Raw genomic sequence first — 24,695 nt, forward strand, 5'->3', positions numbered from 1 at the left:
CATTCTGACATAGCTTGACCTGTGTCAGGAATCTGACACGAAGAGAAGGAGCATCACCATGCCCGCCACCGGCCCCGACTTCATCTCGCTCCAGGCGCGCGACCTCAACGCTTCACAGGCGTTCTACGAGCAGTACCTCGGCCTCGTCCGCTCGCCGGCCGGCCCTCCGCACGCCGTCGTCTTCGAGACGAAGCCGATCGCGTTCGCGCTCCGCGACATCGTGCCCGGCACCGACCTCGCCTCCGTCGCCCAGCCCGGCATCGGTGCCGCGATCTGGCTGCACGCCACCGACGTCCAGGCCATCCACGACGCTCTCGTCGCCGACGACCACACCATCGTCTCCGCACCGATCGACGGCCCCTTCGGCCGGACCTTCACCTTCGCCGACCCCGACGGCTACCACGTGACGCTCCACGACCGCACCTGAGAGACCGAACACCACCGACGAGCACCGGCGATCACCGGCGAGGAGGCGGTGCGGCGGTGAGGCGGTGAGGGGAGAAGCGGGCCCCTCACGCTCCGGCGACCGGGGGCGTCTACGGCGTGCCCGCAGTCAGACGGCGTAGGTCCTGCGCCTTCTTCCGTGCCTCCCGCTCGGCCCGCGCAAAGGCCTCGGCGGCGGAACGGCTGCGCTCCTCGGCTTCTTGTCGGTCGCTCTCGGCCTGCCGGTACTCCTGGCGTGTCTGCCGCATGCGCTCCTCGGCGGCGGACATCAGCCGACGGGCCTCCTCTGTGCGCTCACGCGCTCGCCGCAGCTCGGCGTCGACGTCTGCTCGCCGCGCGCGCTCCTCACGCAGCCGCTGCTCGGCCGCCTCCGCCGCCTCCTGCGCCCGGTCGAGCTGTTCCTGACGGGCACGGCGCCGCTCGGCGAGTTCGTCGTTGGAGGCCCGCGCCCGGGACGGGGCTGCTGCCGGCCGGCTCCGGGAGCCCGGCCTCTTGGCTGGTGGGGCGGTGCCGGCGCGACACTCCGAGGGCGGGGTGAGGCCGCTGGTCAGACGGCCGCCCGCCCACTGTTCGGCTGCGTCCGGGTCGGCGAGCACGGCACGCAGGGTCGCTTCGAGGTCTTGCTGGGCCGGTTCGGAGAGCTGGTGCCCGGCCTCGCGGGCGACCTGGGCTGCCTGCCGTGACAGGGCGGCCACGACTCGGCGCCGCTGCGCGGAGAGCTCTTTGAGTCCGTCGGCGTCGAGGGCGTCGTAGGCCTCGCGCAGCGCCTGCCCCAGTTCCAGGAACTGCCGGCTCTCTTCCGGCTGGGACCGCAGCAGGAGGTTGGCCGCCCACGCCGCGAGGGTGGGACGGCGTGCGGCGTGGATCCGGCGGGCGCCGTCCGCCTGACCGGCTGTCTTCGCCGCGGCGACCAGCGTCTCCCGTCGCGCGACGAACCCGGGCGGCGGCGTGGTGTACAGCTCGTCGAGGACGGCCTCCACGTCCCGCTCCTGCTTCTCCCGGCTCTTGCGCGCGTTCACTGCCTCACCGTCCTCTCACCTCCGCCTCGCCCTCCTGCCGCTCGTCCCGTCCCGGCGCGATGGCATCCGGTCCAGACGGCGGGCGACGATCACGCGGCGCTCCACCATGGCTTCAGCCTCACGCGCACCTCGCGACCGCGCATCCCGGCGGAGGTGAGTTCAGCCCTGAGCAAGCCGCCGATGCGGTGCCGGACCCGGGTACTGGCGGCACATGTGTACGAACGCATACTGAGCGCGGCGCATCACCTGTGATCCACTCCCCTCCCCAGACGCACGAGAGGTCCTCCTCGATGACCCCGCTCTTCGACGACGACGCCGCTACCGCCGCCCCCGGCGCGTCCCCGGTCACGAAGAACCGCGACGATGCCTTCGCCCGGCTTCTCCTGTCCAGTCATCGGCGACTGACCGGCACCCCGTTGTATCCGTCGGAACCCGGCGGTGACCTGGCCCGCCGGCTCTACGCGGACGCACCTTTCGGACTGCTCGCGCACGACACGAGCGCGGATCCGATGTTCGTCTACGCGAACAGAACCGCCCAGCAGTGCTTCGAGTACTCCTGGGCGGAGTTCGTGCGGCTCCCGTCCCGGTTGTCGGCGGAGGCGGAAGGGCAGAGCGACAGGGAGGAGTTGGTGCGCTCAGTGACGGAACACGGGTACGCGTCCGGCTACCGGGGCCTCAGGATCGCCAAGTCCGGCCGGAGATTCTGGATAGAGCACGTCACCATGTGGAACCTGGTGGACGACGACGGCACCCACCACGGCCAGGCCGCCGTGTTCCGGTCGTGGACGGACCTGTCGCGGGGACGGGCAGACGGCTGACACGGGCCGTTGCCCAGCACGCCGTTCCCCGCACATCGTTCCCTGGCACGCCGTTCCCCGGCCCACCCCCTGCGCGCGGCCGAACCTCGACGACGGTCTGCCCCGTGACGAGCGCGGCGCCGTCGGAGGCGAGGAACGACACGACACCCGAGACCTCGGCCGGCATCGGCGCCCGCTTGATGTCCTGGCCGGTGACGCCGTGAGCGGCGAGGTCGGCTGCCGGCACTGAGCTGAAGCCGTTCTCCGCGCCTCTGCACGTCACCGACAATCCCACCGACCAGCGGGCCCGGGACCCCGTCACGAAGATCGTCGCCCAGGCGACGCACCTCACCCGAGCCCGCCCGAACGCACCTCTCTCACCGTCGCCCGGATGATCCCGACCGTACGCGCCAGATGCGGCTCGGAACGGTCGGCGCGGTGGGCGACGGCCAGCTCCACTCGCGCGCCGGCCCCGATCAGCGGGCGGTAGGCGACACCGTCGAGCGCCAGCGCGGTCACGGGCTCGGGCACGACCGCGACACCGAGACCGCCGGCCACCAGGGTGACCAAGGTCGAGGTCTCACCGACCTCGTGCCGGATGTGCGGCTCCACACCGGCGTCGCGCAGCAGGCCCAGGACGACGTCGTACATCACCGACCGGCGGTCGGCGGAGTGCACGATCAGGTCGGCATCGGCGAGGTCCGCGGGCCGCAGCCGCTTCCGGCGGGCCAGGGGGTGGTCGGCCGGTACGGCGACGACGAGCCGGTCGCGGCGCAGGGTGTGCACGGTGAGGGAGAGGTCGGCCGCGGGCGGGCGCAGCAGCGCGACGTCGATCGCGCCGGCGCGCAGCGCATCGACCTGGTCGGGCGCGAGCATCTCGCCGCGGAAGGAGAAGTCGACCCCGGGCAGTTCCTTCGTGAGCCGGCGTGAGAGCGCGGGCAGGAGGCTGTACGTCGCCGAGCCCACACACCCGATCGCTAGATGCCCCACCGATCCCGCCGCGACGAGCCGTGCCTGGTGAGCGGCATCGTCCACGTCGGCGAGGATCCCGCGCGCCCGCTCCAGATAGGCCCGGCCTGCCTCCGTGAGGTCGACGCGCCGTGTGGTGCGGTGCAGCAGTTCGACGCCGAGTTCCGTCTCCAGCTGACGGATCTGCTGGGACAGAGGCGGCTGCGCCATGTGCAGCCGCTCGGCCGCACGACCGAAATGCCGCTCCTCGGCGACCGCCACGAAGTACCGCAGGTGACGCAGATCCATATCCCGTCCATATCAATCAACTGAGATATGCGTACTTCAGAATATCGCTCCTTGGAGCTAGCGTCCCTGCCATGAGCGCATTCCTGTATGCCGCGACCCGGACGCCCTTCGGCCGCTTCAACGGCGCGCTGGCCGGCGTCCGACCCGACGACCTCGCCGCCGCCGCGATCACCTCGACCCTCGCGACGGTGCCGGGCCTCGACCGCGCCGCCGTCGACGACGTGGTGTGGGGCAACGCCAACGGCGCCGGGGAGGAGAACCGCAACGTCGGCCGCATGGCGGCGCTGCTCGCCGGCCTCCCGGTGAGCGTGCCCGGCACCACGGTGAACCGGCTGTGCGGATCGAGCCTGGACGCGGCGATGATCGCCAGTCGAGCCATCGAGACCGGCGACGCCGACGTGGTGCTGACCGGTGGCGTCGAGTCGATGACCCGGGCCCCGTGGGTACTGCCCAAGTCGGCGAAGCCGTTCCCGGCCGGTGATGTCACCGCGGTCTCCACCACGCTCGGCTGGCGACTGGTCAACCCGCGCATGCCGAAGGAGTGGACGGTCAGCCTCGGCGAGGCCAACGAACAGCTCCAGGAGCGCTTCGGCATCTCCCGGGAACGGCAGGACGAGTTCGCCGCCCGTTCCCATCAACTCGCCCACCAGGCATGGGAGTCGGGCTTCTACGACGACCTGGTGGCACCGGTCGACGGCGTCGACCTGACCCGTGACGAAGGCATCCGGCCCGGCTCCACACCGCAGGTGCTGGCCGGGCTCAAGCCGGTCTTCCGCACCCCCGAGCAGGGCGGCACCATCACCGCGGGCAACGCCAGTCCGCTCAACGACGGTGCCTCCGCGGTGCTGTTGGGGAGCGAGCAGGCCGCGGCGACGATCGGGGCCGACCCGATCGCCCGCATCGCCGGCCGCGGTGTGATGGCGCTGGAGCCGCAGGCCTTCGGGTACGCCCCGGTCGAGGCCGCGAACCGCGCACTGGCCCGGGCCGGGATCGGCTGGGACCAGGTGGGCGCCGTCGAGCTCAACGAGGCCTTCGCCGTGCAGTCGCTCGCCTGCGTCGACGCGTGGAAGATCGACCCCGCCCTCGTCAACCAGAAGGGCGGCGCCATCGCCATCGGGCACCCGCTGGGCGCCTCGGGCGGCCGCGTCCTCGCCACACTGGCCAAGGTCCTGCGCGAGACGAGGCAGCGCTACGGCGTCGCAGCGATCTGCATCGGCGTCGGCCAGGGCCTGGCCGTCGTACTGGAGAACTGCTCCGTCACGGAGGCGGGCCGATGAGCCGGGCGGAGATCGTCGAGAGCGCGGATGCCGCGGTCGCCGGGATCGAGGACGGATCCACCGTCCTCGTCGGCGGGTTCGGCCTGGCCGGGATGCCGTTCGACCTGATCGACGCGCTCATCCGGCAGGGCGCGAAGGACCTCACCATCGTGTCCAACAACGCCGGAAACGGCGAGGTGGGACTGGCCGCGCTGCTCGCGGCCGGCCGGGTGCGCAAGGTGCTCTGCTCCTTCCCCCGCCAGTCCGACTCCTACGTCTTCGACGGCCTCTACCGCGCCGGGAAGATCGAGCTGGAGGTGGTGCCGCAGGGCAACCTCGCCGAGCGGATGCGCGCGGCCGGGGCGGGCATCGGCGCCTTCTACTGCCCGACCGCGGTCGGCACACCGCTGGCAGAGGGCAAGGAGGTCCGGGAGATCGACGGCCGTACGTACCTGCTGGAGTACCCGATCAAGGGCGACTACGCGCTCATCGGCGCCCATGTCGCCGACACCATGGGCAACCTCGTCTACCGCAGGACGGCCCGCAACTTCGGCCCCGTCATGGCCACGGCCGCGACGACGACCATCGTGCAGGTCAACCAGGTCGTCGAGGCCGGGAAGCTCGACCCGGAGGCGGTTGTCACCCCGTCCATCTACGTCGACCGGGTCGTCCAGGTGACGGCCCGTCACTACACCGTCCAGGGGGCACGATGACCACCACGCCCACCGACCACCGGCTCTCGATGGACGAGCTGGCCGCCGTCATCGCCCGCGACATCCCGGCCGGCTCCTTCGTCAACCTCGGCATCGGACAGCCCACCAAGATCGCCGATCATCTGCCGGCCGACTCGGGGGTCGTACTGCACACCGAGAACGGCATGCTCAACATGGGCCCCAAGGCCGAAGGCGACGCGATCGACTCCGACCTGACCAACGCCGGCAAGGTCCCGGTGACCGAGCTGCCCGGAGCCGCGTACTTCCACCACGCCGACTCCTTCGCCATGATGCGCGGCGGCCACCTCGACGTCTGCGTCCTGGGCGCCTATCAGGTCGCCTTCGACGGCGACCTCGCCAACTGGACCACCGGGAAACCGGAGGACATCCCCGCCGTCGGCGGCGCCATGGACCTCGCCATCGGCGCCAAGGACGTCTACGTGATGATGACCCTCTTCACCCGTTCCGGCGAGCCCAAGCTCGTGCCCCGGTGCACCTACCCGCTCACCGGCGTCGGCTGCGTCAGCCGCGTCTACACCGACCACGGCGTCTTCGACGTCGGCCCCGACGGCGTACGGATCCGCGAGACGTACGGCATCGGCGCCGAGGAACTCGCTCAGCGCCTCGGGATCACGCCGGGCCGGCACTGACGCCCGTCGGGACGCGCGGCCGCCCTGGTCCCGGTTCGGAGTCAGCCATGTCCTGACCCGCACCCGACCAAAGGGCGGCCGCGATACCGACTTTGGTCGGTGCCGCCGCTACCTCAGGACGACTGCGCGCCATCCCGTGCTGCCCCAGGGTGGGACTCCTTACATCGAGGAGGCAGCATGGCGATCTTCCGTGCCCGGACAAGGGCAGGCGTCGTGACGCGGGCGGCACTGGCGATCGGGCTCTCGGTGGCGGCCGTGCCGTCCGCGGCGGCGGCCGTGCCGGACCCGGCGGCCACTCCCACACAGCTGTACGTCGCTCCCTGGGGCAAGGACTCCTGGCCCGGCACCCTGGACCGCCCCTTCGCGACACCGGCACGCGCACAACAGGCCGTACGCGCCCAGGCCCCGCGGATGACGTCGGACCTGGTGGTGAACCTGCGCGGTGGGACGTACCACCTGAAGGCGCCGCTGCGCATGTCGCAGGCCGCGGGGGACTCCGGCCGGGGCGGCCACCGGGTGGTCTACCAGGCGTACGGCTACGGGACACCGCGGCAGGAGCGGGTGACGATCAGCGGCGGCCGTCAGATCTCCCAGTGGCGGCCGGACCCACGGCTCAAGGGCTTCTGGCGCGCGGACGCGGGCGGGCTCGAGACCCGCCAGCTCTACGTCGAGGACCGGCGTGCCACGCGGCTCACCCGCGACGGTGCGGGCTTCCCGGGGACGCTGAAGGCGACCAGGACCGGTTACGTCACCACCAGTGCCGTCCCCCGTACCTGGCGGAACCCCGGCGACATGGAGTTCGTCTACCGGTCCGGCTATCTCGAGGGCCGCTGCGGAGTCGCGGGGGTCTCCCCGAGGGGCCGCCAGACCACCGTCACCATGGACCAGCCGTGCTGGGATCTGGCCCAACAGCTCTACGGGGGCACGGAGTTGCTCCAAGCGCCGACCAGTGTGGAGAACACGCCCAGCTTCGCCCCCAAGCCCGGCAGCTGGTATCTCGACCGCTCCCGGCCCGGACACCATGAGCTGCTCTACTTCCCGCGGGCCGGTGAGGACATGCGCCGGGCACAGGTCGTCGCTCCGGAACTGGAGTCCCTGGTCACCGGCACCGGCCGCCCGGGGCGCCCCCTCCACGACATCGGCTTCCGCGGCCTGACGTTCGCGTACGCCACCTGGCGGGCGCCGAGCGAACCGGCCGGGTTCGCCTCCGCGTGGAGCATGTATCTGCGGCCGGGGAAGCGGGACGACGCGCAACTGCTCACGGTGCCCGGCACGGTCGCCTTCCGCACCGCCGAGCGGATCACCTTCGAGGGCAACCGTTTCACCCATCTGGGCGCCCAGGCCCTGGAGTTCTCCGAGAACAGCTCGTACAACGTCGTCGACGGCAACGTCATCAGCGACGTCTCCGACGGCGGCATCCTGATGGGGGTGGTCCCGCCCGACCAGAAGGGGACCAACCGCGGAAACCGGATCACCAACAACTGGATCCACCACACCGGCGCGGAGTACCACGCGGCCTCCGGCATCTGGGACACGGCGACCCGGGAGACCACCATCGCGCACAACCAGGTCAACGACGTGCCCTACTCCGGCATCCTCTCCGGACCCGGCGACGACCTGCGGGGCATCATGCGCCGCAACCGCATCCTGGACAACCGCGTCTTCACGACGAACCGGCTCCTCGAGGACGGCGGCGGCATCTATCTGCGCGGCGAACAGGGCACCTCCTTCGCCGACGGCGCCGTCATCGGCGGCAACGCGGTCACCGACAGCAAGTACGGCGAGTGGAACGTCGGGATCTACACCGACGACAGCACCAACTGGGTCACCGTGGACCGCAACACGGTCTACAACTATGTGGCCTCCATCGGCGGCTGCAGTGAGGAATGGGGCAACCGCCCCGTCCAGAACGTGCGCTACCGCGGCAACTTCTGGGACGACTCCGTGCCCGAATGGGTCGAACGACGGGAGTTCCCCGGAGCCTGGCCCCCGGCCGACAAGCAGGACCCGGACGGCGGGTGCGGAGAACCCCACGGCCTCACGTTCACCGACAACACCCTGCTGCCCTCCCGCGACCCCGGCCGGACCTGCGCCGCCAACCCGACCTGCGCCGCCGTCCTGACGAACTCCGGCCCGCTGCCCTCCTACCGCCACGGCCTGGGCCTGCGATGACGGAAAACCGGGTCGGCGGTTCCCGGACAGGGTGAGCCACGTCGCATCGCGACACACGGACTTGCTATGCAACGAGTTGCATAGCACGATCTTCGGCATGGCGCTCGAACACGCGATCCTGGTGTCGCTCCTGGAGAAGCCCGGGTCAGGCTATGAACTGGCCCGGCGTTTCGAGCGGTCCATCGGTTACTTCTGGACCGCGACCCATCAGCAGATCTACCGCGTGCTCAAGCGCATGGAGACCGACGGCTGGGTCGACGCCCGCGATGTCCCGCAGCAAGGGCGTCCGGACAAGAAGGAGTACTCCGTCGCCGACCTGGGCCGCGCCGCGCTGTCCTCGTGGCTGCACGATCCGATCGAGCCGGAGAGCGTCCGCCACGACCTGGCGGTGAAGATCCGCGGTGCCGCCTTCGACGACCCGGCGGGGCTGATCCAGGAGGTGGAGCGTCATCGCCGGGCGCACCGCGACCGGCTCGCGCACTACCTCGCGGGCCAGGAGCGGGATTTCACCGGCCCCGAGGCGGACAGCGCGGCAGCACCGGACGCGCCGCCCGACGCGGAAACAGAACTCCAGCACGTCGTCCTGCGCGGCGGCATCGCCTACGAGCGGATGATGATCGGCTGGCTGGACGACGTGCTCGCCACGCTGGCCCGCTTCGGCCCTGCCGCCCTCTGACCCCTCCGAGGTCTCCGGACCGCTCCGTCATCCCACCGTCCTCCACCACCCCAAAGGGCCCTCACCATGGCTGACCAGCTCCTCTTCAACCCGCGCACGTACGACCCCGCGCACTTCGATCCCGAGACGCGCCGCCTGCTGCGGGCCACCGTCGACTGGTTCGAGGAGCGCGGGAAGCGGCAGTTGATCGAGGACTACCGCACGCGCGCGTGGCTCGGTGACTTCCTCGCCTTCGCCGCGAAGGAGAACCTGTTCGCCACCTTCCTGACGCCGTCGTCCAGCGCCGGGGAGGGGGAGCCGGACAAGCGGTGGGACACCGCCCGCATCGCCGCGCTCAACGAGATCCTCGGCTTCTACGGCCTGGACTACTGGTACGCCTGGCAGGTCACCATCCTCGGCCTCGGCCCGGTGTGGCAGAGCGACAACGCCGACGCCCGCGAGCGCGCCGCCCAACTCCTCGCCCAGGGTGAGGTGTTCGCCTTCGGTCTGTCCGAGAGGACCCACGGCGCCGACATCTACTCCACCGACATGCTGCTGGAGCCCGACGGCGAAGGCGGCTTCCGTGCCACCGGCTCCAAGTACTACATAGGCAACGGCAATGCCGCCGGGCTCGTCTCCGTCTTCGGCCGCCGCGCCGATGTCGAGGGCCCCGACGGTTACGTGTTCTTCGCCGCCGACAGCCGTCACCCCGCCTACCACCTGGTCAAGAACGTCGTCGACTCGTCCAAGTTCGTCAGCGAGTTCCGCCTGGAGGACTACCCCGTCCGCGCCGAGGACGTCCTGCACACCGGCCGCGCCGCGTTCGACGCCGCTCTCAACACCGTCAACGTCGGCAAGTTCAACCTGTGCACCGCCTCGATCGGCATCTGCGAGCACGCCATGTACGAGGCCGTCACCCACGCCCACAACCGCGTCCTGTACGGCCGTCCCGTCACCGCCTTCCCGCACGTGCGGCGCGAGCTGACCGACGCCTACGTCAGGCTCGTCGGGATGAAGCTGTTCAGCGACCGCGCCGTGGACTACTTCCGCTGCGCCGGTCCCGACGACCGCCGCTACCTGCTCTTCAACCCGATGACGAAGATGAAGGTGACCACGGAGGGCGAGAAGGTCATCGACCTGATGTGGGACGTCATCGCCGCCAAGGGCTTCGAGAAGGACAACTACTTCGCCCAGGCCGCCGTGGAGATCCGCGGTCTGCCGAAGCTGGAGGGCACGGTCCACGTCAACCTGGCGCTGATCCTGAAGTTCATGCGCAGCCACCTCCTCGACCCGGCCGACTACCCCGACGTGCCGACCCGCCTCGACGCCGCCGACGACACCTTCCTGTTCCGGCAGGGACCCGCCCGTGGCCTCGGCTCGGTGCGCTTCCACGACTGGCGGCCCGCCTTCGAGGCGTACGCGCACCTGCCCAACGTCGGCCGGCTGCGCGAACAGGCCGACGCGCTCTGCGAGTTCGTCGCCACCGCGGCCCCCGACGCGGAACAGAGCCGCGACCTCGACCTCCTCCTCGCCGTCGGCCAGCTCTTCGCCCTCGTCGTCCACGCACAGCTCGTCCTGGAGCAGGCCCGTCTCACCGGGCTCGACGAGGACGTACTCGACGAACTGTTCGCCGTCCTCGTACGGGACTTCTCCGCTCACGCCGTCGAACTGCACGGCAAGGACTCGGCCACCCCGCAGCAGCAGGAGTGGGCGCTGGACGCGGTCCGACGGCCGGTCGTCGACCCGGCACGCACCGAGCGGGTCTGGCAGCAGGTCGAGGCACTGTCCGGCACGTACGAGATGGCCCCGTAGGCACGCCCCGTCGTATCCCTCACCGATGATGGCCGAGCAACGGCCCGGCCACCATCACCGGCGGAAATGTTGGCACCCGCCGGCGCCGTCCGCCGCCCCGCCTAAGCCTCCCGGTCGCCCCGAGGCCCGGCCGGAGGCCGCAGACCGAGCCACTGCTCGGCGTCCCAGGCATGGAACCGCTCCACCTCGGTGAACCCCAGCTTCGCGGCGAGGCGCATCGAGGCGGTGTTGGCGGTCTGGGTGGCGAGCACCACCGGCTCGCCGGGAAGAACGCCGTCGAACCAGTCGAGTGCCGCAGCGCACGCCTCGGTGGCGTACCCGGATCCCCACGCCTGCGGCAGGAAGAGATAGCCGAGGTCGACCTTCCCCTTGGCAGCCGGGCGACTGTGCCCGGTGGCCCTCCTGAGCAGGATCTGACCGACCATCACCCCGTCCAGCTCGACGACGAGACTTCCGGACCAGCGCTCAGGCACCTCCGGCAACACGCGCTCGAGCTCGTCTCGCGGGCGGGGGCCGCCGAGGTAGGTGTGCACCTCCGGTGAGGCGAGCAGGTCGATGAACCTGTCACGGTCACGCGCCTCCGGCTCACGGAGCACGAGTCTTTCGGTCGATATCGGCGCAGGCGGCCAGGCGATGGGACCCAGATCTTCCATCAGCGCACGCTAACAGCCCAAGTCCCGCCCCGAGGTGGGCACTTCCCCTCAGAACATGGTGTTGTCGTTGCGGGAGGCCGACGGGATCACCTGGAGGACATCCCAGTGCTCGACGATTTTGCCGTCCGCATCGAAGCGGAAGATGTCGATGCCTGCGTACTCCTCGTCGGGCCAGATCTGATGGCAGTGGAGGACGACGTGGTCGCCCTCGGCGAAGGCGCGCTTGAACTCGACGCGTTTGCCGGGGTATTCCTCGGCCATGCGGACGAAGTAGTCGATGAACGCCTGCTTGCCGTCGGCGACGTGCGGGTTGTGCTGGATGTAGGTGTCGCCGGCGTAGCGGTCGATGGCTTCGGCCGGGCGGCACTGGTTGAACATCAGGTCGTAGAACGCCTGGGCCGTGGCTTTGTTCCGTTCGAGATCACTCACAGTGGTCACCGTAGGTCGAGAGGGTGGACGAGGGACGGTTGAGCGCGCTGATCAGGTGATCGGCGCGAGCCGCGACCGCGAGGGCGCGGCCGGTGAGGGCGTCGGGGACTTCGGGGTGGTCAGGGTTGACGCGGACCAGGCGGGCTCCGGGGAGGCGGCGGGTGAGGTGTTCGCCGGGGCGTCGGATGACGCCGGGGGTGTTGAAGCCCGCTCCGAATTCCAGGACGAGGAGCCGGTCCCCCGCGGGGAGGGTGTTCAGCCAGTCCTGGAGGCGTCCGGCCGCCGGGAGGTAGGCGTCGTCGACGAACTCGGGGCCGATGCGGACGTTGATCTCGACGTCCCCGCCGCAGTTCGGGCAGCGCGGCAGGGCTCCCGGGTCGGTGATCAGGCCGCTGGTCGGGTCGTAGGCCCTCAGCAGTTCCTCGACCAGTGGCTCGGTGCTCCACGTCCGGCGTGTGCACGGGGTGGTGCACTGGTAGCGGCCGTAGTCTCCCTGGGGCGTGAAGATCCGCTCCGGGTCGAAGGCGTTGCGGACGAACAGGGCGTCGACGTTGGACGTCATCACCCAGGTGTCCTTGTCCTTCACCAGGGCGTGCAGGTCCTGGTAGAGGGGGTTGGGTCGCGGGTCGTAGCGGACATCCGCGATATGCACCGCCCAGTAGCCCCACATCAGTTCGGGCGGCAGCGGGACGCCGACCATGTAGCGCGAGCGCAGGCCGAGTCGGTGCAGGGCCGGGAAGAGTTCCTGGAAGCGGACGGTGTCGCCGTAGTCGTATCCGGCCGCCGCCGTCAGGCCCGCCCCGGCGGTCACCAGGACATGGTCACTCTCGTCGAGCCAGGCCCGGACGGTGTCGGTGTCGTCCGTTGCCGACCGCTTGTCGCTCATGGGTGGGTCACCTTTCCCCGGTCAGGGCTTGTTCGTAGACGGCGAGATCGGAGCGGGCCCAGACGTCGAAGACGACTCGGTCCAGCCGGCCGGGGTGCGACGCCATCCAGTCGGCGACCGTCGCCAGGGCAATGCGCGCGGCCGGAAGCTTGGGGAAGCCGAAGACACCCGTCGAGAGGGAGCAGAACGCCACGCTGCGCACGTCCCCGGTATCGGCGGCCACGTCCAGGCACGACCGGTAGGCCTGTGCCAGCAGGCGTTCGTGCTCTGTGGTGAGCGCGCCGTCGACCACGGGGCCGACGGTGTGCAGGACCATTCGGGCCGGGAGCTGGTAGCCGCGGGTGATCTTCGCGGCGCCGGTCCGCTCGGCTCCTCGCTGCAGCGCCATGATCGTGGCGCAGTCGTCCCTCAGCCGGGGCCCGGCCGCGCTGTGCAGGGCGTTGTCGATGCAGGAGTGCAGGGGCCGGAAGCACCCCAGCAGCCGGCTGTTGGCGGCGTTGACCACGGCGTCGGCGGCGAGCGTGGTCATGTCTCCCTGCCACAGCACGGTCGAGTGGGCGGCCGCGTAGCCGGTGGACGGGTGGGTCTCGGCGATCGTGGCCAGGGCGGCCGCGTCCACGATGCCGCGCGTCTCGCGTTCCCCGCCCAGGAGCGCGTCGAGCGCTACGTCCACGCCCTCGGGGCGCGGGCCCGGCGCTCGCAGGTTGAGCGCGACCCGCAGTGCTCGGCGTGTCTGGCGAGCTGTCAGATTAGCCGCGCTGTCCGGCGTCACGCCCAGGTCGTCTACGGCGCGCTCGCGCAGCAGCGCGGTCAGAGCGGTCCGTGCCGCTTCGTCCTGCTGCCGCGGTCCGGCCGGCCGTGCCGACGGTACGAACGGCTGGTTCAGGGCGATGGCGGTGCGGTAGTCGTCGAGATCCAGGGGGGATGCGGCCATGGTTTCCTCGGTCGGCGTACGGCGGGCACGCGGCCCTTCGCTTCCCCCGTGCACGGGCCCTGAGGGAGGCGAAGGAAGTGCGGGCTCAGAACAGGCCGTTGGCGTGCGGCAGTTCCGCGGGGACGGGGGTGATGACGTCCCAGTGTTCGACGATCTTGCCGTCGACGACGCGGAAAAGGTCGTAGTACGCCACGGGCACTCCGAAGTCGCCCTCGGACTGCAGCAGTACGAACTCGCCCTCGGCGATCGTCCTGTGCACCTTCTTGTAGACCAGGTTCTTCCCCTGCTCGGCCCATGACGCCGCGGCGGCGCCGAACCCGTCGAGACCGTCGGCCGCCTCCGGGTTGTGCTGGTGGTACGTCTCGGTGGAGATGTAGTCGGTGAGCACCGAGTAGTCCGCGCCGACGAGTACCTTCTCGGCGAACTCGGTCACCAGGGCGCGGTTGGCCGCCGTCCTGTGCGGTTCCGTGACCTCGGCCGGGCCGTCGGTCTGCGCACGGCCCGAGACCGTCTCGCTGACCTGCGGAGTCAGGGCGTCCCAGTGCTCGGCCAGCTTGCCGTCCGCGTCGACCCGGAAGATGTCGAAAGCGACCAGCGGCACGGGCCCGAAGCCGTGGTAGGTGCCGTGGAGGGCGACCAGGTCGCCGTCGGCGATCACCCGCGCACCCTCGTAGTGGAAGTCCTCCCCCAACGAGGCGACCAGCTGACGCAGCGCCTCGGGGCCGTCGGCGGCGAGCGCGCTGTGCTGGGTGTATCCGGGGGCCGTCCAGCGGTCCACGGCCGAGGGGTCCTTGGCGCCGAACAGTTCGGCCGCCGCCTGTACGACGGTCTCCTTCACGGTGGTGCTCATGGCTCTGCTCCTTGGGTCGATGAGGGTCCGGCGGCGATGTCCTCTTTCGGACTTCCGGAGGTCGCCCTGACCGGCTGCACCACCAAGTCTCTTGTGCTGACCGGCAGGCGAGTGGGTACACTGCGGACTGGTTATGGCCAGAAACCGACAAGCGGGCAGGGCGGCGATCCCGGAGGTCCCCTTCGCCGCCCCGGCAGGGACGCCTTCGGGCATCGAAGTGACGACGCTGGCCGCCCTGCGGGAGCGGGTCCCGGCCACCCGTCTCGCCGCCCCGCAGCGTCCCGAGTTCCACCACCTGCTCACGCTCACCGACGGCTCACTGGACCACACGGTGGACTTCACCGTTCACCGGCTGGACGTGGGCTCCTGGCTGTGGGTGCGCCCCGGGCAGGTGCAGCAGTGGGGCGATCTCACCGGGGCCGAGGGCACCGTCGTGCTGTTCCTGCCCGGTGCTCTCGACTCGGCCACCGCCACCGCGTCGCGACTGGACGATCCCCACGCCCCCGCCCTCCACCGCCCACGCACCGCCGAGGCGGCCGCCCTCAGCCTGGCCCTCCACCATCTGACCCGGGAGTTCCAGGACCTGGGACAGCTCCCCCTCGAAGTCCATACGGCGGCGCTGCGGCACCTCCTCGCCGTTCTCGTGCTCCGTCTGTCCCACCCGTCCACCGTCCGGGAGCGACCCGCCCGCCCACCGGACTCGGCCTTCCTGCGCTTCAGGGACGCCGTCGAGAAGGACTTCACCCGCACCCGCCGGGTCGAGGACTACGCCCACGCCCTGGGCTACTCCGCACGGACCCTCGCACGCGCCTGCCAGGCCGCTGCCGGGGTCGGCGCGAAGGAGTACATCGACCGCCGCGTCGTCCTCGAAGCCAAACGCCTCCTGGCCCACGGCGACGAGAGCGCGACCTGGATCTCCGCCCGCCTCGGCTTCCCCAGCGCCACCCACTTCACCAAGTACTTCCACCAGCGCACGGGCCGGACCCCGATCGCCTTCCGGGCCACCGTCCGCGATCGCACGCCTGGGTGAAACACAGCGAGGCGCCTTGAATACCCTGGGTGCTCGACGGGTGACAATCGCCGGCGACCAGGCAGGGGATCATGGACGACGAACTCATCTACGAACCACCGGCGCCTGCCGAACATGCCCCCGGCAGCGGCGAAGTCGCCTCACCCGCCGAGTTGTCGGACGTCCTGCTCGTCGTCGCGACGATGACGGCGACGCCGTTCCTGCAAGCGATCTCCACCTACTTCGGGAACGCACTGGCCAAGGGGATGGGCTCGGGGACGCGCGACATCATGCACCGGTTCATCCGTCGACAGGCGCGAGCGAGTCTCGACGAGCCCTCCGACGTCGTGGATCTCATTCATCTGCGCACCGAGGACGGGTGGCTGGTCGAGATGAAGGTGGCCGTCGAGCCCGAGGCGCTTGCCCAACTGCCGGAGCTGTGTGCCGCGGACGCGCCGCTCGGCGAGTCCGAACGGCGCCCCGGCACGGCCGCGACGATCCGCTGGGACCACGACGGCTACTGGATCGCCGCGACGGTACGCGAGAACGGCTACCACGTCGCCTTCACCTGGGATCCCGAAGCCAAGCAATGGCGTGAGCGTACGTATCGCCGCCCTGTCCGGGTCACTTAGGACGCGATCTCCGCGCAGGCGCCGTAGTGGGCTTGAGACGGTCCGGGGGGCTCATTGAGATGCCTCCATGAACAGTGCGACACACGATGTGGATCAGGCGATCACCGGTGAATTGCGGCGACGTCGAGGGATGCCAGACACCGAATGCCGGAGCCGTATGCCTCAGTCGGGGCGCTCGAAGCGATGAATTCGGCCGAGTGGCGCAGTCTCATCACCTGGCCAAGTCACGTAGCCAAGTGATGGGAGCGGAGATGGGCAAATTGCAGCAGGTGGCCGACGGTGTCTGGGTCCGGCAGAGCGAATGGGTCTGGAGCAATTCCGTCGTGGTGCGTGGGGAGGACGGGTTGATCCTGGTCGATCCCGGCATCCACGGCTCCGAGTTGGACGAACTGGCCGATGACGTGGAGCGGCTCGGCATCCCGGTGGTCGCCGGGTTCTCCACCCACCCCCACTGGGATCACCTGCTCTGGCACCCCCGATTCGGCGACGTGCCGAGGTACGCCACCCAGCCCAACGCCGACCTCGCCGGTCGGGCCCGAGAGCGGGCGCAGGCCATGGCAGCGGAGAGCGCGACCGGCGTCCCGCTCGATCTGGTCGCGCTCGTCACCGCGCTGCCCGCGGACGGCGGCCCCGTGCCGGGGCGGATCATCGAGCATCAGGCCCACGCCGTCGGCCACGCCGCCCTCCTCCTCGCGGACCGGGGCGTCCTGCTCGCCGGCGACATGCTCTCCGACATCCTGATCCCGCTCTTCGACTTCCGCCAGGACGATCAACTGAGCGCCTACGAGACGGCACTCGACCGGCTGGACGAGGCCATCACCCACGTCGATGTCCTGGTCCCCGGCCATGGCGCCGTCGCCGAGGGCCCCGAGGTGGCGGCCCGCCTCGCCGCCGATCGCGCCTACATCGACGCCCTGCGGCGGGGAGAGGAACCGGACGACGCGCGACTGGGCCCGGGTGCGGACTGGCTGTCCCCCATCCACCAGTCGAACATGGAGCGGGCCCGAGGGCAGTAGGCACAAGGAGGGCGGTCGTCCAGGGACAGGACCGGAACCAGGGCCGGCCGGGGCGGGGGCGGCGTTGAAGGTGCCCCGTCAGCGGATCAGTTCCATGTCAGCGCGATCCTCACCAACTGCATCTACTGCGCGGTGTGGTCCACGGGCTGGGCGAGAGCGGCTGTACGGCCTGTCTCGCGCCCAGCCCGGGCCGGTGCTGTGTCCGACTGAAGCCCGTCGCCTGATCACCCCCGACCGAAGGGACGTGGCCGGCCCCGCTCAGGTCCGCCTGTGCAGTTCGATGGCCAGTGGTGTGGCGGTGAACATCGAGGAGTAGGTGCCCACCGCGAGGCCGATGACGAGGGCCAGGGCGAAGTCGGTCAGGGTGTCGCCGCCGAGGACGGCCAGCGCGGTGAGGATGAACGCGGCGCCCATGCCGGTGTTGACGGTACGGGGCAGGGTCTGCAGCAGTGCCTGGTTGGCGACGCGGTCGAAGGGCGTCCTGCGGTCGGCGCGGCCGAGTTCCCTGACCCGGTCGAAGACGACGACGGAGTCGTTGACGGAGTAGCCGATGACGGTCAGCAGCGCGGCCAGGAAGACGCCGTCGATGGTCTTGCCGAGCCAGGCGAAGACGCCGATGAGGATCACGACGTCGTGGGCGAGGGCGGCGACCGCGGAGGTGCCCAGCAGCCAGCGGAAACGGGCCGCGAGATAGACAAGCTGGGCACCGAGGGCCACGACGAGCGCCACGAGGGCGCCTTGGCGCAGTTCCTCGCCGAGGCTGGGCCCGATGGCCTCGTCGCGGATCTTGTCGACCCGCTGTGCCAGGCCGGCCACGGTGTCGGTGACGGTTCCCGCCTGGGCGTTGCTCAGATGGTGGGTACGGACGGTGAGCCGGTTCTCGCCTGAGGTCTGGACGACGGCCCGGGGGAATCCGGCGTCGGCGAGCGCGGTGCGGGCCCGGCCGGGGTCGACGGGGGTGGCCGTGGTGTATTCGATGAGACGGCCCCCGGTGAACTCGACACCGAAGTCGAGGCCTCGTACGGCGATGCCGGAGGCGGCCAGGACGAGGGCGGCGCAGGAGACGGCAAGCCAACGGCGCGGATGGCGCATCAGGTTCGGGTTCGTGCGGCTGAGCCGGTCGCGGACGGCACCCGTGTGGGCGATGCCCGTGAGGCGTGGGCGGCGGCGCAGACGGGGGCGGCCGACGGCGTGGTCGGCAAGGGCACGGGTGATGACGAGGGCGCTGACCATGGAGGCGAGAACTCCGATGCCCAGCGTGACGCCGAACCCGCGCACGGGCCCGGAGGCGAGGAAGAAGAGCAGGCCCGCGGCGATGAGGGTGGTGATGTTGGAGTCGGCGATCGCGCTGAAGGCCCTGCGGAATCCCGCGGTCAGGGCGGACCGCGGGGTGCGGCGCCGGTCCGACGCGTATTCCTCGCGGGCTCGTTCGAAGACGAGCACGTTGGCGTCGACCGCCATGCCGATGGCCAGCACGAATCCGGCGAGGCCCGGCAGGGTGAGGGTGGCCCCGAGGACGGCGAGGGCGGCGTAGGAGAGGAGGCCGTAGCAGACCAGTGCCACGGTCGCCAGGAATCCCATGATGCGGTAGACGGCGATGATGAACAGCGAGGTCAGCGCGGTGCCGATGATGGCGGCCCACGCGCTGGCCGTGATGGCCTCGGCGCCCAGGGTGGGGCCGACGGTGCGCTGCTCGATGGTCTCGACCGGCACCGGCAGCGCGCCGCCGTTGATGAGGAGGGCCAACTCCTTGGCTTCGCTGTCGTCGAAGGCACCGGTGATCTGGGTGGCGCCGCCGCCGATGCCGGAACGGCATGCGACGGACGGGTCGACCTGCGGCGAAGAGATGATCTTGCCGTCCAGGACGATGGCGACCCGGCGGCCCGGTTCTCCGGCCGGGTGGCACGCCGCCTCACCGGTCAGGCGGGCCCATCCGCTTTCGCCCGTGCTCCTGAAGTCGACGGCGACGTGCCATCCGCCGCCCTGCTGATCGAAACGGGCGGCCGCCTTCTCGACATCCTTGCCGGTCAGTGCGGCCGCCTCCAGGAGCAGCAGCCGCCCGGACTCGTCGGCCATCACCTGCTCGCGGGGCCGCTTGGGCAGGGGTTCGGCGCGGTCCTCGGAGTCGGCTGCCGCGCCGAGTACCTGGTGGAAGGTCAGCTGGGCGGTGCGGCCGAGCACCTCGGCCGCCTGGCGGGGATCCTGCAGCCCTGGCAGTTCGACGATGATCCGGTCGCTGCCGGAACGGGCGATGGTGGGTTCGGCAACACCGAGAGCGTCGATACGGCCGCGCAGCACCTCCACCGTACGGTCCGTGGCGTCATCGTCGGCCTCGTGGTCGGCGGTAGGGCGGGTCTCCAGCACGATCTGGGTGCCGCCTCGCAGATCGAGTCCGAGGTGGACGGGCACGGTGAGGGCGACGTACAGGGACAGGGCTACGGCGGCGAGGGCGATGAGCCCTCTGATGCGCGCGGATCGGTTCACGAGGGGCCTCCGGCAGGCACACCACGGCCGGCACAGGGGCCGCGGCCGGGAATGGAAAGGACAGAGCAGGGCAGGGCAAGGCAAGGCAAGGCAAGGCAAGGCAGCAGAGCTCAGATGCCGGAGAGCGAGGGCGGTGCCCGTACCCCGTGTCCAGGTGCCGGATGGTTTGAGACGGGCGGGCCTCCCACCGCGACCGACGGCCGCGCGGGCCGGAGCGGGGCAGCATCCGCGGCTTGCGAGGCGCCCTGGACGGCGGCCGGCAGTGCGGGTCGCTCACCGGTGACCTCCCCCTGACCGCGCACCGCGGCGGTGGGAACGGCCGGGTCGGCGGTGTCCGCGTGAAGCCGGTCCTGGCCCGGCTCGGCATCCGCTTCGGCTTCGGCATCGGCTTCGGCTGAGAGCACCGGGCAGCCCCTTGATGGCTCCCCGCACGTCCGCTCGGCCTCGGCCCCGGCTCCAACCGCGGGCGCCAGGCCGCCCCCTGCAGCCTCCCCGTGCGCCCGCTCCGCCCCGACCCCGGCCGAATGCAGCGGTCCGCCCCCTGCACGACACTGCTCAGCGCCCAGGGCGGCGGGGCCCAGCAGAACGATGACGACAGCGAGCAGGACGGCCCACACGGCGGCCGCAGCCCCCGGGTTCCGCGTGCGCGACACGGCGTACACGCGACGGGCCATCCCCTTCCCCTCCCTGTCGGTGATGTCGTACCGGCCGCGGTCAGGGCTCCTGGAGCACCGCCGCCGGCCCGCTCAGGCCTCGATGAGGCCGGCGCGGATCGCGTAGCGGGTCAGTTCCAGCCGGTCGCGCAGGCCGAGCTTGTGCAGCAGGTTCTCCCGGTGCCGGTGGACGGTCTTGATGCTGATGAAGAGCAGCTCGGCGATCTCCTTGGAGGAGTGGCCCTCGGCCACGAGTTTGAGGACTTCCTCCTCGCGCGCGGTCAGCACCTGCTCGGGCGGTTCCTCGCCGTTGCGGACCCGGTCGAGATAGTTGCGGATCAGGGCCGTGACCGCGCCCGGATACAGGAAGGGCTCGTCACGCATCGCGGCCCGGCAGGCAGCCACGAGGTCGCGGTCGGCCACGGACTTCAGCACGTATCCGCCGGCGCCGGCCTTCAGCGCCTGGAAGAAGTACTGCTCGTTGTCGTGCATCGTCAGCATCAGGACGCGCACGCCGGGTTTCAGGGCCACGAGTTCGCGGGTCGCCTGCAGGCCGGTCATCCGGGGCATGGCGATGTCCATCACCGCCAGGTCGACCTCGTGGGTGCGGGCCAGTTCGACGGCCTCCGCCCCGTCCCCCGCCTCGGCGACCACCTCGAGGTCCGGTTCCCGGTCGAGGATGAGCCGCACACCGCGCCGTACCAGCGCGTGGTCGTCGGCGAGGAGGATACGGATCACGGAGGTGCCAGGTGTGGTCATGACTGCTTCCTGAGGGGCACGGTGAGGCGGACCGCGGTACCGGCCTGCGGCTGGGAGGTGACGTCCAGCGTGGCTCCGATCAGCAGAGCCCGCTCGCGCATTCCGCGCATTCCCGCTCCTTCGGGGGCGGCCTGGGTTCCGCGGCCGTCGTCGACAACGGCCAGGACCACCGCGTCGCCGGTGTGACGCAGGCTCACCTCGACCTTGTCGGCGTCGGCATGGCGAGCCGCGTTGGTCAGGGCTTCCTGGGCGACCCGGTACAGCACCAGTTCCGTCTGCTGATCCAGCGCGGGCAGGCCGGTGTCGAAGCGGCGCACCACGCGCAACGCCACGTGTGTGGCGAACTCGCCGGTCAGCGAGGTGAGGGCGCTGACCAGACCGAGGTCCTCGAGCACGCTCGGCCGCAGCCGGCGCACCAGACGGCGCACCTCGTCCAGGCTCCCCCGGGTGATCTCCTGCACCTGCCGCAGTTCACCGCGCAGCGGCTCGACCGCCTCGTCGGCGGCCCGCTCCAGCGACAGCAGGATCGCGGTCATGCTCTGGCCCACCTCGTCGTGCAGTTCCTGCGCGATGCGGCGCCGTTCGGCTTCCTGGGCGAACAGGGCGCGGGCGCTGCTGGACGCCCGCTCGTGCTCGAGGCGCTCGAGCATGGCGTTGAAGGTGCGGATCAGTTCGGCGGTCTCACCGCGGCCGCCTTCCGGCAGCCGGTGCCCGGGGCGCAGCAGGTCGACCGTGGTCATCAGCCGTGTGAGCCGATCGAGCGGGGCCAGCCCGATCCGCAGCAGGGCCGCGTTGGCGACCAGCATGACGACGAGACCGGCCACGAGGATGACCGCCTCGGTCAGCAGCACCGGCACGGAGACGGTCACCGGAGCCCACAGCAGCAGCGCGGTGGCGCTTCCCAGCACGACCGCGTTGAGCGCGAAGATCCGCCAGAACAGGGACACCGGGATGACGCCTTTCTCCGTGTGACACGACTTGCCTCCACTGTCGGTCACCCGCGCACCCCGAGCGTGAGCTGCGTTCACTGGTTCTGACCGGCCTGCTGTCCAGGCTGCCCGCCGCCCGCCGCGCTGTCGATGGGCACCAATCCCCATTTCCCTGGCCCGCCCTGCCCACGCCGCGATGGGTCCCCGGCCGTGCCGCAGATGGGTATCGCGCCCGATGGGATCGGCCCGGCACCACGGCCAGGGTGGAGACACAAACCGGCCCCGCCCCGCGGAGCCCCCTGCCCGGCCCCCTCCTCACGGAAAGAAGGAACCTCAATGTCTCTCGACACGCCTCAGGCCGAAACCCGTCGTGAGCGGCTGACGAAGCACGAGGCGCTCCAGCGCCTCGAACACGAACGCACCTCCCGTCTTTCCCAGCTACGGGCGATCGACGAGGCCCGGTCCGACGCGGAGGAGCAGGTGATGTCCACGCAGAAGGACACCATCAAGCGCGTCCTCGCCGAGGTGGAGGCCGCCTTCGCCCGTGTCGGGGACGGCAGCTACGGCAACTGCCGCAACTGTGCCAAGCCGATCCCCGTGGAGCGCCTGGAAATCCTGCCGTACACGCCGTTCTGCGTGCCCTGCCAGCGCGACGCCGCCTGACGAGCACCTGTCCGACCTCCCTCTCCTGCCCTGCCCAGGGGGTGACTTGGTGAACAACCGGATCATCGACGACCACGGCACCGGCCTGACGGCCGAAGACTTCGCCGTACTGCGCGAGAACCTGCACGAGCAACGCCTGTTCCGCCGGGAACAGCTTCACCAGCTCTCGGCCGCCTCCTCCCGTGCCGATGCCCTGCCCTCCCGCAGGTCGGCCGCCCAACTCGAGGTGCGCGTCAAGCTCGCCGCCTCCGCCCGCCTGGTCCTGGCCGACGTGGAGGCCGCCCTGACCCGCATGGACCTGGGCCGCTACGGCATCTGCCACCTGTGCCGCGGGCCCGTCGCCCGTGAACGGCTGATGATCGTGCCGCAGGCCAGGTACTGCGCGCGATGCCAGCAGGTCAAGGAGGCCGGCCGATGACCACGATGCCCAAGGACCGCCCCGTGGCCGCCCGGCACCGCTCATGGCCCTGGTGCCGGCGGTGCTCCGGCATCGCCCTGGACCTGGGCAGCGCCCGCACCCGTGCCTGGACCTCCGGGCGGCGCACGATCCTCGACGTGCCCACGATCACCTTCCCGGACGAGGTCGCCATCTGCCCCGTCCAGCGCGGCACGATCGTCGACACGCCGGGAACGTCCCGGATGCTCGACCGGCTGCTCGGCCCACGCCTGCCCCGTCGCGGCCGGCCCCTGCTCATCCTGACCACGCCCGCGCTCGGCGGCCTCGCCTACCGGGCCGAGGCCCGCACGGCGGTCGAGGTCCTGCGCCCGCGCACGGTGCTGACCGTCCCCGCCGCGCGTGCCGTTGCCGTGGCCGCGGACGCCGATCTGGCCCGGCCCCTGCTCGTCGTGGACATCGGCGCCCACCTCACCGAGGTCACGCTCCTCACCGACGGCGCGGTGACCGACGCCCGCAGCACCGCCCTGGGCACCGGCGACCTGGACAGCCTCACCCCGCCTGCGCGGATCACCGAACTGGACAGCCTCACCCCGCCTGCGCGGATCACCGAAGCGGTCGTCGCCATGGTGAGCGCCATGCTGGACCAGGACCGCACCTCCCAGACACGCGACGCCCTCCGCCATGGCCCGCTGCTCGCCGGAGGGGGTGCGTTGCGAGCCGACATCACCCGTCCCCTCGACGGCCGGTTGCAGGCTCCCGTCCAGCCCGTCCTCGCCCCGCACACCGCGGCGGTCCGCGGCGCCGCGAGACTCCTGCGGGCCGCCCACGCCCACCCCTCGGCCCTCGCGGTCCCCGGCGCAGCGCACCACCACTAGGCCGACGCCCCACACCACCACCGGTCCGCCGCTCTGCCCCCCACCCCTCGCTCTGGCCCACGGCAAGCGCCCGGCGAGGTCGCCGCGCCCCCGTCCGGAAGGAGAGACACCGTGGCCCGCGCCACACCCCCGGAACACCCTCCCGAAGACCTCCCGCGCGTCCTGCTGTGGCGCTGGCGGCGAAGCCCCCTGCGCCGTCGCACGGATCTCGCTCAGGCATGGATCGCCCTCGGTCTGATCCTGGTGGTTCTGGCCGCCACCCCGGCCGCCATGATCCTCGTCGGCGGCACCGCCCACGGCCACTGGAAGAAGATCGCCCGGCACCAGATCGTCACCCGGCACGACACCCCCGCCGTCCTGGTTCACGATGCTCCCCGGCACCCGGAGCCGGGATCGGACGAGGCGAAGAAGGCGCTGTACCCGGTGACCGTCCGTTTCACCGACCCCCGCGGACACGCTCGCACGGCGAAGACCGACGTCGAACCCGCCCTGACCGCCGGAAGCACCGTGCGGGTATGGGTCGACGCCGAAGGAGAGATCACGGACGCGCCCCTGACCGGCGAACAGGTCCGTGACCGCGCCGTCGGTTGGGCCCTCGTCGCCGCCATGACCGTCGGTCTCCTCGGCGCGGCCGCGTACGCCTACGTCCACCACCGGCTCGAACGGCACAACCTCGCCCAGTGGGACGCGGCCTGGGCCCGCACCGCCCCACGGTGGACCGCCTCCCGCTGATCCATCCGGCCGTTGATCC

At 71.1% G+C, this 24,695-nt stretch carries 26 protein-coding genes and 1 pseudogene; 17 read left to right on the top strand and 10 right to left on the bottom strand.

The window, feature by feature from the left end:
* Positions 1 to 58 precede the first annotated feature (58 nt).
* Positions 59 to 427, top strand: a complete 369-nt coding sequence (locus IOD14_RS23425; protein WP_123986779.1) for a VOC family protein — start codon at positions 59 to 61, stop codon at positions 425 to 427.
* Between the two features lie 109 nt (positions 428 to 536).
* On the opposite strand, the gene IOD14_RS23430 is transcribed toward IOD14_RS23425, so the two are convergent.
* Positions 537 to 1,463 carry a hypothetical protein gene (locus tag IOD14_RS23430; RefSeq protein ID WP_249126038.1) on the bottom strand — a complete coding sequence of 309 codons (927 nt, stop codon included), beginning with the start codon at positions 1,461 to 1,463 and terminating at the stop codon, positions 537 to 539.
* A 290-nt stretch (positions 1,464 to 1,753) separates the two neighbouring features.
* Here IOD14_RS23430 and IOD14_RS23435 point away from each other — a divergent pair, with 290 nt between their 5' ends.
* Positions 1,754 to 2,281 (top strand): MEKHLA domain-containing protein, encoded by a 528-nt coding sequence (locus IOD14_RS23435; protein ID WP_212671428.1) that lies wholly within the window; start codon positions 1,754 to 1,756, stop codon positions 2,279 to 2,281.
* A 327-nt stretch (positions 2,282 to 2,608) separates the two neighbouring features.
* Here the strand turns inward: IOD14_RS23435 and IOD14_RS23440 are convergent, their stop codons facing one another.
* Positions 2,609 to 3,517, bottom strand: coding sequence for a LysR substrate-binding domain-containing protein (locus IOD14_RS23440; protein ID WP_212671429.1), 909 nt, complete (start codon positions 3,515 to 3,517; stop codon positions 2,609 to 2,611).
* A gap of 71 nt (positions 3,518 to 3,588) precedes the next feature.
* Between IOD14_RS23440 and IOD14_RS23445 the strand changes: the two genes are divergently transcribed.
* The 6 genes from IOD14_RS23445 to IOD14_RS23470 all read left to right on the top strand — a co-directional run bounded on the left by IOD14_RS23445 (position 3,589) and on the right by IOD14_RS23470 (position 10,775).
* A complete protein-coding gene (locus IOD14_RS23445; RefSeq protein ID WP_123986782.1) occupies positions 3,589 to 4,794 on the top strand; it encodes a thiolase family protein in 1,206 nt (401 codons plus the stop codon).
* The gene (locus IOD14_RS23450) at positions 4,791 to 5,486 is read left to right on the top strand and encodes a 3-oxoacid CoA-transferase subunit A (RefSeq protein ID WP_123986783.1); all 696 of its coding nucleotides are present in this window, start codon (positions 4,791 to 4,793) and stop codon (positions 5,484 to 5,486) included. Before IOD14_RS23445 ends, IOD14_RS23450 begins: the two co-directional genes overlap by 4 nt.
* Complete coding sequence (locus IOD14_RS23455; RefSeq protein WP_123986784.1) at positions 5,483 to 6,136, top strand: 3-oxoacid CoA-transferase subunit B; 654 nt, start codon at positions 5,483 to 5,485, stop codon at positions 6,134 to 6,136. The genes IOD14_RS23450 and IOD14_RS23455 overlap by 4 nt, the downstream gene beginning before the upstream one ends.
* 177 nt (positions 6,137 to 6,313) lie before the next feature.
* The gene (locus tag IOD14_RS23460; RefSeq protein ID WP_212671430.1) at positions 6,314 to 8,308 is read left to right on the top strand and encodes a right-handed parallel beta-helix repeat-containing protein; all 1,995 of its coding nucleotides are present in this window, start codon (positions 6,314 to 6,316) and stop codon (positions 8,306 to 8,308) included.
* Between the two features lie 97 nt (positions 8,309 to 8,405).
* A complete protein-coding gene (locus IOD14_RS23465; RefSeq protein ID WP_123986786.1) occupies positions 8,406 to 8,984 on the top strand; it encodes a PadR family transcriptional regulator in 579 nt (192 codons plus the stop codon).
* A 66-nt stretch (positions 8,985 to 9,050) separates the two neighbouring features.
* Positions 9,051 to 10,775, top strand: a complete 1,725-nt coding sequence (locus tag IOD14_RS23470; protein WP_212671431.1) for an acyl-CoA dehydrogenase family protein — start codon at positions 9,051 to 9,053, stop codon at positions 10,773 to 10,775.
* 101 nt (positions 10,776 to 10,876) lie between these two features.
* On the opposite strand, the gene IOD14_RS23475 is transcribed toward IOD14_RS23470, so the two are convergent.
* From IOD14_RS23475 to IOD14_RS23495, 5 genes are all read right to left on the bottom strand, one after another.
* Positions 10,877 to 11,428, bottom strand: a complete 552-nt coding sequence (locus IOD14_RS23475) for a GNAT family N-acetyltransferase (protein ID WP_123986788.1) — start codon at positions 11,426 to 11,428, stop codon at positions 10,877 to 10,879.
* Between the two features lie 48 nt (positions 11,429 to 11,476).
* The gene (locus IOD14_RS23480; RefSeq protein WP_212671432.1) at positions 11,477 to 11,857 is read right to left on the bottom strand and encodes a nuclear transport factor 2 family protein; all 381 of its coding nucleotides are present in this window, start codon (positions 11,855 to 11,857) and stop codon (positions 11,477 to 11,479) included.
* Positions 11,850 to 12,743, bottom strand: coding sequence for an NAD-dependent protein deacetylase of SIR2 family (locus tag IOD14_RS23485; RefSeq protein ID WP_212671433.1), 894 nt, complete (start codon positions 12,741 to 12,743; stop codon positions 11,850 to 11,852). The genes IOD14_RS23480 and IOD14_RS23485 overlap by 8 nt, the downstream gene beginning before the upstream one ends.
* Before the next feature lie 7 nt (positions 12,744 to 12,750).
* Positions 12,751 to 13,677: a macro domain-containing protein gene (locus IOD14_RS23490; RefSeq protein WP_212671434.1), complete on the bottom strand. Its 927-nt coding sequence runs from the start codon at positions 13,675 to 13,677 to the stop codon at positions 12,751 to 12,753.
* 85 nt (positions 13,678 to 13,762) lie between these two features.
* The gene (locus tag IOD14_RS23495) at positions 13,763 to 14,527 is read right to left on the bottom strand and encodes a nuclear transport factor 2 family protein (protein ID WP_212671435.1); all 765 of its coding nucleotides are present in this window, start codon (positions 14,525 to 14,527) and stop codon (positions 13,763 to 13,765) included.
* A gap of 133 nt (positions 14,528 to 14,660) precedes the next feature.
* Here IOD14_RS23495 and IOD14_RS23500 point away from each other — a divergent pair, with 133 nt between their 5' ends.
* The 4 genes and pseudogenes from IOD14_RS23500 to IOD14_RS44490 all read left to right on the top strand — a co-directional run.
* Positions 14,661 to 15,557: an AraC family transcriptional regulator gene (locus IOD14_RS23500; RefSeq protein ID WP_212671436.1), complete on the top strand. Its 897-nt coding sequence runs from the start codon at positions 14,661 to 14,663 to the stop codon at positions 15,555 to 15,557.
* Between the two features lie 71 nt (positions 15,558 to 15,628).
* Positions 15,629 to 16,168: a hypothetical protein gene (locus IOD14_RS23505; RefSeq protein ID WP_123986794.1), complete on the top strand. Its 540-nt coding sequence runs from the start codon at positions 15,629 to 15,631 to the stop codon at positions 16,166 to 16,168.
* Positions 16,169 to 16,419: 251 nt separating this feature from the next.
* Positions 16,420 to 17,184 carry an MBL fold metallo-hydrolase gene (locus IOD14_RS23510; protein ID WP_212671437.1) on the top strand — a complete coding sequence of 255 codons (765 nt, stop codon included), beginning with the start codon at positions 16,420 to 16,422 and terminating at the stop codon, positions 17,182 to 17,184.
* 116 nt (positions 17,185 to 17,300) lie between these two features.
* Positions 17,301 to 17,408: pseudogene (locus IOD14_RS44490) on the top strand (transcriptional regulator); the annotation flags it as partial.
* Positions 17,409 to 17,442: 34 nt separating this feature from the next.
* Here IOD14_RS44490 and secD read toward each other — a convergent pair.
* Positions 17,443 to 19,668, bottom strand: a complete 2,226-nt coding sequence (gene secD, locus IOD14_RS23515) for a protein translocase subunit SecD (protein WP_212671438.1) — start codon at positions 19,666 to 19,668, stop codon at positions 17,443 to 17,445.
* 233 nt (positions 19,669 to 19,901) lie between these two features.
* Here secD and IOD14_RS23520 point away from each other — a divergent pair, with 233 nt between their 5' ends.
* A complete protein-coding gene (locus IOD14_RS23520; protein ID WP_212671439.1) occupies positions 19,902 to 20,066 on the top strand; it encodes a hypothetical protein in 165 nt (54 codons plus the stop codon).
* Positions 20,067 to 20,414: 348 nt separating this feature from the next.
* Here the strand turns inward: IOD14_RS23520 and IOD14_RS23525 are convergent, their stop codons facing one another.
* Together IOD14_RS23525 and IOD14_RS23530 are read right to left on the bottom strand one after the other, a co-directional pair.
* Positions 20,415 to 21,080, bottom strand: coding sequence for a response regulator transcription factor (locus tag IOD14_RS23525; RefSeq protein WP_123986797.1), 666 nt, complete (start codon positions 21,078 to 21,080; stop codon positions 20,415 to 20,417).
* The gene (locus tag IOD14_RS23530; protein WP_123992448.1) at positions 21,077 to 22,027 is read right to left on the bottom strand and encodes a sensor histidine kinase; all 951 of its coding nucleotides are present in this window, start codon (positions 22,025 to 22,027) and stop codon (positions 21,077 to 21,079) included. Before IOD14_RS23530 ends, IOD14_RS23525 begins: the two co-directional genes overlap by 4 nt.
* 318 nt (positions 22,028 to 22,345) lie before the next feature.
* On the opposite strand from IOD14_RS23530, the gene IOD14_RS23535 reads away from it, so the two are divergent.
* From IOD14_RS23535 to IOD14_RS23550, 4 genes are all read left to right on the top strand, one after another.
* Positions 22,346 to 22,672, top strand: coding sequence for a TraR/DksA C4-type zinc finger protein (locus IOD14_RS23535; RefSeq protein ID WP_123986798.1), 327 nt, complete (start codon positions 22,346 to 22,348; stop codon positions 22,670 to 22,672).
* 46 nt (positions 22,673 to 22,718) lie between these two features.
* Positions 22,719 to 23,090 (top strand): TraR/DksA C4-type zinc finger protein, encoded by a 372-nt coding sequence (locus tag IOD14_RS23540; protein WP_212671440.1) that lies wholly within the window; start codon positions 22,719 to 22,721, stop codon positions 23,088 to 23,090.
* Positions 23,087 to 23,944, top strand: coding sequence for a rod shape-determining protein (locus IOD14_RS23545; RefSeq protein WP_212671441.1), 858 nt, complete (start codon positions 23,087 to 23,089; stop codon positions 23,942 to 23,944). The genes IOD14_RS23540 and IOD14_RS23545 overlap by 4 nt, the downstream gene beginning before the upstream one ends.
* 111 nt (positions 23,945 to 24,055) lie before the next feature.
* The gene (locus IOD14_RS23550; RefSeq protein WP_123986801.1) at positions 24,056 to 24,676 is read left to right on the top strand and encodes a hypothetical protein; all 621 of its coding nucleotides are present in this window, start codon (positions 24,056 to 24,058) and stop codon (positions 24,674 to 24,676) included.
* Positions 24,677 to 24,695 lie beyond the last annotated feature (19 nt).

This window comes from Streptomyces sp. A2-16 (genome assembly GCF_018128905.1).
Classification (GTDB): Bacteria; Actinomycetota; Actinomycetes; order Streptomycetales; family Streptomycetaceae; genus Streptomyces.